This is a genomic window from Arthrobacter sp. SLBN-122, assembly GCF_006715165.1.
Lineage (GTDB): Bacteria > Actinomycetota > Actinomycetes > Actinomycetales > Micrococcaceae > Arthrobacter.
The window spans coordinates 317,318-329,600 of the sequence record NZ_VFMS01000001.1; the positions used below are offsets into that span (position 1 = coordinate 317,318).

The window sequence follows — 12,283 nt, forward strand, 5'->3', positions numbered from 1 at the left end:
GACGGCGTCGAACGCAGACCGGGCTGGCAGCAGGGCACCGGCCAGCAGGTCAAAGAGCAGGGGGTGCACCGCCTGTCCGCGAGGCATGGCTGATCACCTTGTTGGAGAACAGGAGAACAATGGCGATAACAGCGGGGACCACCATGGCCAGCCCGGCAAGAACCAGTCCGCTGGTTATGGCAGGTACTCCGACGGTCAGGACGAATAACTGGGCCACCAGCGCCGCCGCCCGGGTCCACCGATAGCCCCGGTAGAGAAAGACGGACACCGCAAACAGCCAGGCGGAAAAAGCCAGCAGGAGGCCCAAGGTGAAGACGGCGCCCCAGAACGACAGCACGGGGCTGCCGCTGAGCAGTTCATAGGCGTACCACCCGGCCGCAACCAGGAGGGCAGTGGCCTCTGCAGCAGCCACAAGCGCCACCACCTTGGCTGCTGCGGGAACGGTCTCCGAACGTCCGGCAAGGGAACGTCGTCCAGCACCGTTGCGGGGCTCGTCAGGGGCAGCTGGGACACCTGCTGGGTTCACCGGGGGTCTTGACACACTGGCACCATACCGGACATAGTCGGACACTGGTGAGGGCGGGAGCCGCCACTGTGATGCATCGCTCAGGTTTCGACGGATATCAAGTGTTATTACCCCTTGTTTACACCGCGTTAACATGACAGGCTTGATGAAGATGACCAAGGGGGCCCAAAGGGCCCTTTTCCTTTGTAGCCACTAGTGAATAATTTCACAAAGGCTTTTCCCTGAAATGGAGCAACTGATCAGCATGGATTGGCGTAACCGCGCAGCGTGCCTCGACAAGGACCCGGAACTGTTCTTCCCCGTCGGGAATACAGGACCGGCCCTCCTGCAGATCGAGGAAGCCAAGAGCGTTTGCCGCCGGTGCCCCGTCGTAGACACCTGCCTGCAGTGGGCCCTTGAGTCCGGCCAGGACGCCGGCGTCTGGGGCGGCATGAGCGAAGACGAGCGCCGCGCACTTAAGCGGCGCGCCGCCCGTGCACGGCGCGCCTCCTAGGTAACCCGGCAGCAACCACAGGTCTTAGCAAACGCAAGACAGAGGCCCCTGGACATTCCCATTGGATTGTCCAGGGGCCTCTGTCTCTTAAACTATGCTTTGCGGCCGGGCGCGTCCCCAACCAGCCTGGTGCCGCTACTTCCCTGCCAGGCTGAGCCGGATCTTAACCTCGGTCCCACCGCCCTCGCGGCGCTCCCAGGTGATGGTCCCGCCCAGCTCGCTGGTGACGAGTGTCCGCACAATCTGAAGTCCTAGGCCCTCAACGTGCGGAGTCTGTGGAAGTCCCACTCCGTCGTCGGCAATCGTCACTGTCAGCTCTTCGCCGTCATCCCCCTCGGACCGGTCGGCAACCAGCCAGACTGTTCCTGCCCGCCCCTCAAGTCCATGCTCCACCGCGTTGGTCACCAGCTCGTTAATGACGAGGGCCAGCGGGGTGGCGAGATCACTGGGAAGCTCACCGAATGTACCGGAGCGTTCCGTCCTGACCTGCTGCGAAGGGGAAGCCACCTCGGCCGAAAGCCGGAACTGGCGCCCTATCAGTTCGTCGAAATCAACACTCTGCGTCAGGCCCTGCGACAAGGTTTCGTGGACCAGCGCAATCGTGGCCACACGCCGCATCGCCTGCTCCAGGCCCTGCTTCGCTTCGTCGCTGACCATACGCCGGGACTGCATCCGCAGGAGCGCAGCCACGGTCTGGAGATTGTTCTTGACCCGGTGGTGGATCTCCCGGATGGTAGCGTCCTTGGTTACCAGCTCCATCTCGCGCCGGCGCAGTTCGGAGACGTCACGGCAGAGGACCAGGGCCCCGAACCGCTGCTGTTCATCCCGCAGCGGGATGGCCCGCAGTGACAGGCTGACCCCGCGCGACTCGATCTCGCTCCGCCATGGCATGCGTCCGGTGACCACCAGGGGCAGGGTCTCATCGACCAAGCGCCGGTCCTTAAGCAGGCCGGCGGTCACCTCGGCCAGGGAGCGGCCTTCCAGGGATTCGCCGTCACCCAGTCGCCGGAAGGCCGAAACCCCGTTGGGACTCGCGTACTGCACCACGCCGTCTGCGTCCAGCCTGATCAGGCCGTCCCCCACACGGGGGGCGCCGCGGCGGGACCCGGTGGGTGAGGCGAAGTCCGGCCACAACCCCAGCGTGCCCATTCGCAGGAGGTCATAGGCGCACTGGCGGTAGGTCAACTCCAGCCGCGACGGCATCCGGGAGCTGGAGAGGTCCATGTGGGTGGTGACCACCGCAAGGGTCCGGCCGTTGCGGACCATGGGAACCGCCTCCACCCTCAGCGCCATCTCGCTGTTCCAGTTCGTTTCACTGGACCGCTCAATGGACCGGGAGTTCCATGCCTTGTCCACGAGCGGCTGCAGGTCGGAGCGGATTCCTTCTCCCACAAAGTCGCTGTGGAACGCCGTGTGCGTAGTAGATGGCCGCACGTGAGCCAGGGCTATGTAGCCAAGCTCCGGGTGGGGGAACCAGAGCGCCAGGTCCGCGAAAGCCAGGTCCGCGACCATCTGCCAGTCCCCCACCAGGAGGTGCAGCCATTCGGCATCGCCCGGCCCGAAATCAGCATGTTCCCTGATGGGGTCCGTAAAGATTGCCACTGCACCTCCATTTGCGACGCCGAATTGCTAGCGTCGGACGATTGACCTCAAGAGCCTCAATGCTACCGACAGTGAGGCCATGTCGTCGGCCTCCAGTGCGTTCACCTCGTCGAACATGCTCTTCGCCCTGCCCAACTGCTCGGCATTCTGCGCTTCCCAGTCCTTGAGCCGCGCGTCGGGTGAGTCGGCGGCGGACGTGGCTTCCAGCACCGCCGTCGTCATGTCCGACACTGTCGAGTACAGATCATCACGCAGGGCTGCCCGGGCCAGCGCCTGCCACCGGTCCTGGCGCGGCAAGCTGCTGATCCGCTCCAGCAGGGAGTCGGCATGGAAACGGTTGAACACGGTGTAGTAGACGGCGGCAATCTGCTCCACCGGGTCCTTCCGGGTCCTGGCGATCTTGGCGATATCCAGCAGCACAAAGCTTTCGAACAGCTCGGCCCAACGCAGGGCAAGGCCTTCGGGAAGTTGCCACTCGCGGCCCTTCGCCAGCCACTCTGCCACGCGTTCCCGGTCGTCGCCGCGCAGGTAGTCCAACAGCCTGGCCCGCATCGGATCCATGAGCGGCTTGAACTCGGCCACCACGTCGGCAATGGGACGTGAAACACTCTCCTGGCTCAGCAGCCAGCGGACCGCCCGGTCCAAGAGCCGGCGGATGTCCAGGTGGACCGTGCTCCAGTGCTCCGTGGGGAACGAGGCAGGCAGGCTGTTCAGTTCGCCCACCATCGCATCCAGTTCGTATACCTCGCGCAGGGCCACGAAAGCCTTGGCGACGGCTACTTCGCTGGCCGATGTCTCCTCCATGACGCGGAAGGCGAAGGTGATTCCGCCGAGGTTGATCATGTCGTTCGCCACTACCGTGGCGATGATCTCGCGGCGCAGCGGGTGGGTGTCCAGCTCCGCGTCAAAGCGTTCGCGCAGCTGGTGGGGGAAGTATGAACGCAGCGTCTGCCGGAACCACGGGTCATCGGCAAGGTCGCTGTCGCGCAGCGCCGTTGCCAGCTCGATCTTGGCATACGCGGCCAGCACCGAAAGCTCCGGTGACGTCAGGCCCTGCCCCTGCTGCAGCCGGTCCCGCAGCATCGCCGTGGTTGGCAACGCCTCCAGGTCCCGGTTCAAATCGGCGCTCTTCTCCAGCCAGTCCATGAGCCGCTCATAGCTCGGGCTCCACTCCGCCACCCGGGTCCGGTCGTTGAGCAGCAGGATGTTCTGGTCGATGTTGTCTTCAAGGACCAGCCGGCCAACCTCATCCGTCATGGAGGCGAGGAAGTCGGCGCGCTCGACGGCAGGCAGCTTGCCCGCAGACACCATCCGGTCAACGAAGATCTTGATGTTCACTTCGTGGTCGGAGCAGTCCACGCCGGCGGAGTTGTCAATGGCGTCCGTGTTGAGAATAACGCCCTGCAGGGCCGCCTCGATGCGGCCGCGCTGGGTCATGCCAAGGTTTCCGCCTTCGCCCACCACCTTGACGCGCAGGTCGCGGCCGTTGACCCGGATCGCGTCGTTGGCCTTGTCACCCACGGACGCGTTGGACTCGGAGCTCGCCTTGACGTAGGTCCCGATTCCGCCGTTGTAGAGCAGGTCCGCAGGTGCCAGCAGGATGGCACGCAGCAGCTCCGGAGGGCTGAGTTCGGTGGTGTCCGCCGGGAGCCCCAGCGCGGCCTGCACCTGGGGGGACACGGGGATGGATTTGGCCTGCCGGACGAAGACTCCGCCGCCTTCGCTGATCAGCGACTTGTCGTAATCGTCCCAGGAGGACCTGGGCAGCTCGAACAGCCTCTGGCGCTCCGCAAACGAGGATTCCTCGTCGGGGTTGGGGTCCAGGAAGATGTGCCGGTGGTCGAATGCCGCGAGCAGCCGGATATGCCGGGACAGGAGCATCCCGTTGCCGAATACGTCGCCGGACATGTCCCCCACGCCCACCACGGTGAACGGCTCAGTCTGCGTATCCAGGTCCAGTTCGCTGAAGTGGCGTTTGACGGATTCCCAGGCGCCGCGTGCGGTGATGCCCATGGCCTTGTGGTCGTAACCAACCGAACCGCCGGAGGCGAATGCGTCGCCAAGCCAGAAGCCATACTCCGCGGAGAGGCTGTTGGCAATGTCGGAAAAAGTAGCCGTTCCCTTGTCCGCCGCGACCACAAGGTAGGAGTCGTCGTCGTCATGCCTGACAACGTTCGACGGCGGCACGAGCCGTTCGCCGTCGCCTTCAGTGAGGAGGTTGTCAGTAAGGTCCAGCAGTCCGCGGATGAACGTCTTGTAGCTTTCGACGCCTTCAGCCATCCAGGCCGCGCGGTCCGTGGAAGGATCGGGAAGCTGCTTGGCGAAGAACCCGCCTTTCGCGCCGGTGGGCACGATGACGGCGTTCTTGACCGTTTGCGCCTTTACCAGGCCCAGGACTTCTGTCCGGAAATCCTCCCGCCGGTCGGACCAGCGCAGCCCGCCACGGGCCACCTTGCCGAACCGGAGGTGCACACCCTCAACACGCGGGGAGTAGACCCAGATTTCGAACATGGGCCGCGGGAACGGCAGGCCTTCGATCTGCGCGGGGTTCAGCTTGAAGCTCAGGTGCGGTTTGTCCTGGTAAAAGTTGGTGCGAAGGGTGGCCTCGATGAGGTTGACGAAAGTGCGCAGCACGCGGTCGGCGTCCAGCGTTGCGACCTTCTCGATGGACGCTGCGAGCTTCTGGCGCACGGTCTCCTGGGCCTCGGACCGGTCTTCATCGCTCAGGGCGGGATCAAAGCGGGCCGCAAAGAGCGCCGTGAGGCCTCTTGTCACGTCGGCGTTTGCAAGGAGCGTGTCAGCCATGAAGCCGAAGGAGCTGCTGTTGCCCATCTGGCGCATGTAGCGGGCGTAGGCGCGCAGGACGGTGATCTGCCGCCAATGCAGGCCCTCCCTCAGCACCAGCCGGTCAAAGCTGTCCGATTCAGCAGCGCCAGTGACAGCCGCACCAAAGGATTCGGCAAGGAGCTCCCCCGTGGAGACCGGGTCCACGCCCACCGGGTACTTCAGCCCGAGGTCGTAAAGGAAGAAGTCGCGGCGGTCTGCTGTTTCGATTTCAAAGGGCCGTTCATCGAGGACCTCGAGTCCGAGGTTATGGAAATACGGCAGGATCTGGCTCAGGCTCTTGGGTTCCAGCATGTAGAGCTTGACCCGGGCATCCTCTTCGAGGGTGGCGCCGGCGCCTTCGGGAAGGTACACGTGCACGCCGGGACGGTCCTGCCGCTCCCCGGACTTCCGCTCGGCGGCGGCCCCGTACTTCTCGAAACGCGCAATGTCCTCAAGCGCGTCCTCTACTTCGTAGTCCACGCGGTAGCTGGCAGGGAACGCTTCGGCCCAGATAGCGGCCAGTTCCTTTGCTTCGGCTGGATCCCGCCCCTCGCGCAGGACTTCGGCAATTCCCTCACTCCACGACCGTGCGGCCCGGACCAGCCGCTTTTCCAGCTCGTCGGCGTTGACATGGCTGACGTCGACGTCCTTGGGCAGCCGGATGCGGAAGAACAGCCGGGCGAGTGCCGATTCCGTCATGCGGGCTTCGTAATCGATCGAGACCGCTTGGAACGTTTCCCGCAGTTCCTGTTCGATCCGCAGCCTGACGTTGGTGGTGTAGCGGTCGCGGGGCAGGTAGACGACGGCAGACATGAACCGGCCGTAGATGTCCGGCCTCAGGAACAGGCGGGTACGCCGCCGTTCCTGCAGCTTCTGGATTCCCAGCGCGGTGGCGGCAAGGTCGGGAATTTCGATCTGGAAGAGCTCATCACGCGGGTAGGTTTCGAGGATTCCAAGGAGATCCTTGCCCGAGTGCGAGTCCGGCGGGAACCCCGCGTTCTGCAGCACGGCGTCCACCTTCTCCCGGACGATCGGGATATCCCGGACAGAGCCGGCGTAGGCGCTGGTGGCAAAGAGTCCAATGAAGCGGCGCTCGCCGTTGACATTGCCCGCGGCGTCGAAGCTTTTGACGCCGATGTAGTCCAGGTACGCCGAGCGGTGCACAGTGGACCGTGAGTTGGCCTTGGTGATGACAAGAGCACGCTTTTCCCGCGCCTTTTTCCTGCCGGTGTCGGTGAGGTGCTGGATGTGGGGGGAGTCGGCAGCGGCGCGCAAAAGCCCGAGGCCACTGTCTTCGCGCAGTTCGAGGACGTCTTCGCCGTCCACGTTGAGCAGGTCGTATTCACGGTACCCCAGGAAGGTGAAGTTCCCGTCGTCGAGCCACCGCAGCAGGTCCTTGGCCTGCCGCAGTTCGGCAATCTGCGCCGGATGGGCCACCTGGTCCAGGCTTTCCGCGATTTCCCGGGCCTTTTGACGCATCTTGGGCCAGTCCTCGACGGCGGCCCGCACGTCTTTCAGGACGCGGGTAAGTCCCTCAAGCAGCGACGCTTTCACGTCGTCCGGGACGCGTTGGATTTCGACGGCGATCCACGACTCCATGTGCGAGGCATTCCCGCCCTGGGCAATGAGGTGGGACAGGTTTGGCATTGCCGCAGTGTCGCCGCTTGAGATGCCCAAGTGCGCGGGGACCCTGTTGACCTTGACCAGTTCGCCGGTTTCCCGGTTCCTGGTGGCCACGAAAAGAGGGTGCACCACAAGCTTGATGGCGGCGTGCTGGCGGACAAGTTCTGCATTCACCGAGTCGACAAGAAACGGCATATCGTCGGTGACGACAAAGATGACGCTGCTGTCCTCTTCGTCCATGATCGAGATTTTTGCCTGCCCTGGCTGCCGTTCGGACGCTGTCCGCCTGTGCTCCCCGGCCCGGGACTCCAATACGTCCCGCGAGTAGCTTCGGGCATCCTCCTCAGCCAGGTGCTGGTAGTAGTCCCCCATGAAACCTTCAAGGCCTTCAATGGAAAGGGGCTGGTCCTCCACACTGGATCCAGACGACATCAACAACGCCTCCATCAGAGATATTCGCCGCACCTTTGCAGCTCTTATGGCGAGCCTAGTCCTTTGCTCTTCGCCTCGGTGTGGAAGAGAATACAGATGATTTCGCTTTTCGCTGGTCGGGTGCACAAACCAACTCTCTGATCGAATGCCGAAGGGCCGAGTCGGGGGACGCTTCGAGCAGCAACGACCCTGCCAGGAGGGCTGCGTCTGCGGCTGCGGGGTCGTAGGGCAGGAACGCCTTGAGTCCGGACGCGGGTCCATACCTATCCCAGGCATCCCGCAGTTGGCGCTCCGGGGCCCTTCCGACGGAGGACGAACGCACCTTGTTCATGATGACGGTGGGCGATGCCTGCGGAAGCGCACCTTCCAGTTCGGCAAGTGCACGGACCAACCGGGGTACGCCCACGGGATCAGCAGCTCCCACGGCATAGACGGTGTCAGCAAGTTCCAGCGGGCGCAGCGTAGCCGCGTTCCGCCGCGGCGCCATGGTGTCAAAGCTCAGCTCCTCATCCGCCTCAAGACAAAAGCCGGTATCCACCACCACAACGTCGGCAATCTGCCGGGCCCGCTCAAGCACCAGGGCCAGGGCAGGCGCACGCAGCTCGGTCCACCGGTCGGCGCGGGTTATGCCGGTCAACACCCGGAACGTCCCGGCTGTGGTGGCAATCGTGGCGGCCACCTTACGCAGCGCGTCCGCGTCCAGCAGCCCCTGGTCGGCAAGCCTGCACGCCTGGGCCAGCCCTGCTGACTCATCCAGCAGGCCCAACACTGCCGCCACACTGGCGCCGTAGCTGTCGGCGTCGACCAGCAGGACTCCCCGCCCGTCAGCTGCCATCTCACCGGCAATGTTCACCGCAACAGTGGTCCGGCCCGGGGATCCGGCCGGACCCCAGACAACGATCAGCTCCCCGGCACCGGACCCCTCCGCGTCCAGTCCAGGCACAACGGGTTCTGTTGCCAGCGCAGCCCCGGTATCGGCCAGTGAACTGAGGCTGGCCGGACGAACCCCGCCCGTCAACTGGGCGACGGCGTCGGCGATCCTGTCTGAAAGCTCAGCGGACTTAATCCCTGTAAGCGCCGAGGCGACACCGATCCTGCGGAGCCGGTCTGCCTCCTCCGCATTATCAGTCAGGGCGATGATAGCCACGCCAACAGCTCCCAGACGGTCCACCAGGGAAGCGCTTAGCCCCTCGGAACCCTCCGCCACCACGGCCGCCCTTGCCAGTCCGCTCTGGCAGGCGGCAAGCAGTTCGGGAAGTTCGGTGCACCGTCGAACCACTGTGACCGGGCCGTGGAGTCTTTCGAGGCCGCCTACCAGGTCCTCACGGCTCTGGCCTACGGTGACAACGGGGATGCTCACCGGGCGCCACCCGGGTTCCACACCACGGAAATTTTCGCCTCGTTTGCCTGAGCGCCAAGCAAAGCAGGCATCTGCCTGTCCTCCACCAGCACCATCAGCACGGTGGTCTTTGACGATCCAAGGGCTGTGGAACCGGTGGTGACCTCCGCAATTTCCGCTCCGGGAAGGATCAACTTGGGCTCACTGAACCCATTCTTGGCATCCGGCTGCGCCACCCAGACATCCACCCGGGCACCGGCAACTGCCTGTGACGGCAAGGTCTGCTCGACGCTGAGGGCGACAGGCTTCCGGTCCAGCCGATCCACTTCCCCGAGGCTTGCCCTGGGGACCAGTTGGTCCTTCGCAATCCTTTGCATGGCGACAACGTCCCGAGGCAGGCCTGCCTCGACGCTGATGTAGTGCTTTTCAGTGTCGCCCAGCCGCACCTTGGCGCGGACCACGTTCTCCGGCGTCAGGCGCTCACCCACGGCTATGCCTTCCCGCGCAGCGTAGACCTCGGTGGTCCGGTCGGCACTGCCGACAAGGAAGATGACTCCGGCAACTGATACCAGGACCAGGAGGACTCCCACCAGCAGCCGGGGGTCCTTCCACGATGGACGCTTTAGCCGTGCTGCAGTGGCACTTGAATCAGGAACCATACCGTTCTCCCCCTGGATACACCGGACCTGCCCGTGCTGGCCGGACTTCCTCATTGTTACTGCAAGCCCCAGGGAACAAAAGTCAATTGTCCAAATGCGGCCAATCTGTGGATAAGAGCCACAAACTGAACCACTTGGTGGCAAAATGGATGCATGCCCAGGTTCCTCACACTCGCGGACGTCGCGGAACAGCTCCAGATCAACTCCCCTGCGGCCTATGCTCTGGTCCGCAGCGGTGAACTGAAGGCCATCCAGGTGGGCGGCCGTGGGCAATGGCGGGTTGAAGAGAAGATGCTGGAGCAGTACATCCAGGAGCGCTATGCCGAGGCCAGCCGCATGATCCAGGAGTCGCGCTCCAAAACTGTCTGACCCCTTTAGGCCGCGTCGGCTTTGTGGGACCTGATCATCGCCAGCGCCGCGAAGGGTATGGCTGAAACCTGGCCCACGCTGCGGCTCCTCCGCGGCTCGCCGGGAACCACCGTGGCCAGGTCGATGTAATCCCTGCCCACCCGGTCGATGACGCCGGCCAGCCGCACGGCCCCTGCCGCCCCGCCAATCGTTACCGAGACTTCTGCCCGGTCCCGCGCCAGGCCCCGCAGGGCGTGCGCGAGGCCTATTGACCGGCGCACCGGGGAGTTCTCCGGCCGCGTCTGCCTGCCCAGACCCAGGAAGCGCATTGCGGCCCCGTAAGGAATGAGCACCTGGGTCTGGTCTTCATCCAGTACCAGTGCATCCGCTCCCGCATGTGTCAGTTCACCATGCACCATGTCGCCGCAGCTGAGTTGGACGCCGATCCTGTAACCCACCGCCGCACGCAGCCTGTCCTCAAGGGGCAGGCCCACCATCTCGACCCGCGTCCGCTCGTTGACCTCGGTGTCGAGCGCCAGCCGGCCTGCCTCCGCAAGCTGGCTTTCCATGTCATTGAAGAGTGCATCCCAGCGCATTCCGTCAGAGTAGGGTTCCCAGTCCCGCCCGTCAACGGCGGGACTTTTTTCTGTCCAGCGTATGGACAAATCGTGTGGAAGCGGTTCAGACTGATGCAGTCAGCATCAAACTGCATCAAACGACATTAAAGAGGCACTAATGGCTCGTTCCGGGAGGATCCGGCGGTGGGATACAGGTATGGCGCTGGCCCTGCTGATGCTTGGCATCCTGCTCTGCGTCCTCGCAGTGGGCCTGTTGTCCCAGTGGCAGCAATCCACCGCACGGCATCAAGGCGAATCGGTGGATATCCTGCTCGGCGGGGCCACGGCAGTTGCCGGCATTGGACTTCTGCTCTGGTGGGCAGTCTCACTCCTGAGTGCCTGTGCGTCCGTTCTGCTGGATCGCCTGGGACGACGCCGGGCCGCGGCGGCCGCGCGAAGGCTTTCGCCTGCTTTCATGCAGCGGGCAGTGGTTGCCGCACTCTCACTGCAACTCGTGACAGGTGTCGCCGCAAACGCGGGGGTGTTAAGTACGGCAGGGCCCGAGTGGACACCAACACAGGAACAGGCGGCGCCGGCCACTGCATCAGACGCGGTCTCCCGCCAACACGTGCCGCAGCCTGGCGCCAGCAACACCCCCCGCGACGATCGGCTCCAAAACCAGCCACTTCCGAATGAAGTACCGTCAGCCGGCCGGGAAGGCCCTTCACCGGCATCGGGATCCAGCACGCAACCAGCCGTCAGCGGGCTCCGCCCGGGATGGCAGCCGGCTTCCCCTGTGGTGGAACCGGGACTGCTGGCCGCACCGGAGGCCAGGACCACTGCCGGACCCGGGCCGGGTCGCAGTGACACCGCAGCCATTGACATGGGCGGCCAGACGATGGCGGTGACCGTACTCGCCGGCGACACGCTGTGGGACATCGTTGCTGCCTACCTGGGACCGGAGGCATCAGACGTGGACGTCGCCCTTGAATGGCCACGGTGGTATGAAGCGAACCGTGCGCTGATAGGCGGGAGCCCGGATGTACTGCTGCCGGGCCAGATACTCCATGCGCCGGCAGTTTCGTAGCCGCTGCCACTCCCCTGCCGGCCGGGCAGACCGCAGCACCTGCCAAACCCATCGAATCAATTTCAGGCAACAGTCAATCAAAGCAAGAGCCAGCCGAAGCTGTGGCCGGCAGAGTTACGCCGAATCCATCCAAGGGGAACACCATGACAGCATTGACACCCATCCGGGCCGCTGAAGGGCTGGCCGCAGAGGCCAGGCAGGCAGGGAGTGACCCCGTCAAGCCCCGGCCAGTGCCAGCGGCAATCCCTGGCGCCCCGTCTTCCGGCGTAAACCCTCCGTCCCTGCAGCCGGTCAGTGAGGCTGCAGAAGTCAGGGCCATTACCCGGGGGACGGTGCAGGCATCCATGGAAGTCCTGGCCGGAATCCGTCCCATCCACCAGTTGGCGCGGCGCCTGGATCCGCGCTGCCTGGCATCGCTGCAGCACCGCGCGGCCCTGATCAGGCGCGAACTGGCCAGGACGGGCAATCCCGCCCTGGCCAGGCTGCACAGGAATTCAACCGTCCGCTCCGTACGCGTCTGTGAGGTAGCTGAGGGAATCTATGAGGCCAGTGCCGTGGTGGTGGATGACGTGCGGGCCCGCGCCGTCGCTGTCCGGCTTGAGCGCAGCAAGCAGGTGTGGCGCATAGTCGAACTTGTCATCGGCTGACTGTCCCCTTGAAAAAGACCGGACGAATTGAAAGTTTGAACAGGCAGTGATTCGGAGCGGACAACATGCCAACAGCGGCGACACGCAAACAGGGCAGGGACGTGTCCGCCCCTGCCCTGTTTGCCGCCGCCGGCGGGTACCTGC

General features: G+C 64.4%; 10 protein-coding genes. 4 read left to right on the top strand and 6 right to left on the bottom strand.

What is annotated here, in order from left to right:
- Positions 1–49: 49 nt before the first annotated feature.
- Positions 50–541, bottom strand: coding sequence for a hypothetical protein (locus FBY36_RS01420; RefSeq protein ID WP_442858228.1), 492 nt, complete (start codon positions 539–541; stop codon positions 50–52).
- Positions 542–770: 229 nt separating this feature from the next.
- Between FBY36_RS01420 and FBY36_RS01425 the strand changes: the two genes are divergently transcribed.
- On the top strand, positions 771–1,019 hold the full coding sequence (locus FBY36_RS01425) for a WhiB family transcriptional regulator (RefSeq protein WP_003804966.1): 249 nt from the start codon (positions 771–773) through the stop codon (positions 1,017–1,019).
- Between the two features lie 135 nt (positions 1,020–1,154).
- On the opposite strand, the gene FBY36_RS01430 is transcribed toward FBY36_RS01425, so the two are convergent.
- Genes FBY36_RS01430 through FBY36_RS01445 form a run of 4 tightly spaced genes read right to left on the bottom strand, consistent with a single transcriptional unit; the run spans position 1,155 to position 9,500 of the window.
- Positions 1,155–2,621 (bottom strand): sensor histidine kinase, encoded by a 1,467-nt coding sequence (locus FBY36_RS01430; RefSeq protein WP_142117004.1) that lies wholly within the window; start codon positions 2,619–2,621, stop codon positions 1,155–1,157.
- Positions 2,622–2,648: 27 nt separating this feature from the next.
- Positions 2,649–7,502: an NAD-glutamate dehydrogenase gene (locus FBY36_RS01435; RefSeq protein WP_142117005.1), complete on the bottom strand. Its 4,854-nt coding sequence runs from the start codon at positions 7,500–7,502 to the stop codon at positions 2,649–2,651.
- A gap of 55 nt (positions 7,503–7,557) precedes the next feature.
- Positions 7,558–8,862: an AAA family ATPase gene (locus FBY36_RS01440; RefSeq protein WP_142117006.1), complete on the bottom strand. Its 1,305-nt coding sequence runs from the start codon at positions 8,860–8,862 to the stop codon at positions 7,558–7,560.
- Positions 8,859–9,500 (bottom strand): hypothetical protein, encoded by a 642-nt coding sequence (locus FBY36_RS01445; RefSeq protein WP_142117007.1) that lies wholly within the window; start codon positions 9,498–9,500, stop codon positions 8,859–8,861. Before FBY36_RS01445 ends, FBY36_RS01440 begins: the two co-directional genes overlap by 4 nt.
- A 153-nt stretch (positions 9,501–9,653) precedes the next feature.
- Between FBY36_RS01445 and FBY36_RS01450 the strand changes: the two genes are divergently transcribed.
- On the top strand, positions 9,654–9,869 hold the full coding sequence (locus FBY36_RS01450) for a helix-turn-helix domain-containing protein (RefSeq protein WP_142117008.1): 216 nt from the start codon (positions 9,654–9,656) through the stop codon (positions 9,867–9,869).
- 5 nt (positions 9,870–9,874) lie between these two features.
- Here FBY36_RS01450 and FBY36_RS01455 read toward each other — a convergent pair whose 3' ends face one another.
- The gene (locus FBY36_RS01455; RefSeq protein WP_142117009.1) at positions 9,875–10,444 is read right to left on the bottom strand and encodes a hypothetical protein; all 570 of its coding nucleotides are present in this window, start codon (positions 10,442–10,444) and stop codon (positions 9,875–9,877) included.
- Positions 10,445–10,583: 139 nt separating this feature from the next.
- Here FBY36_RS01455 and FBY36_RS01460 point away from each other — a divergent pair, with 139 nt between their 5' ends.
- Together FBY36_RS01460 and FBY36_RS20640 are read left to right on the top strand one after the other, a co-directional pair.
- On the top strand, positions 10,584–11,492 hold the full coding sequence (locus FBY36_RS01460; protein ID WP_142117010.1) for a LysM peptidoglycan-binding domain-containing protein: 909 nt from the start codon (positions 10,584–10,586) through the stop codon (positions 11,490–11,492).
- 143 nt (positions 11,493–11,635) lie between these two features.
- On the top strand, positions 11,636–12,139 hold the full coding sequence (locus tag FBY36_RS20640) for an Rv3235 family protein (RefSeq protein WP_200830413.1): 504 nt from the start codon (positions 11,636–11,638) through the stop codon (positions 12,137–12,139).
- The last annotated feature ends 144 nt before the right edge of the window (positions 12,140–12,283 follow it).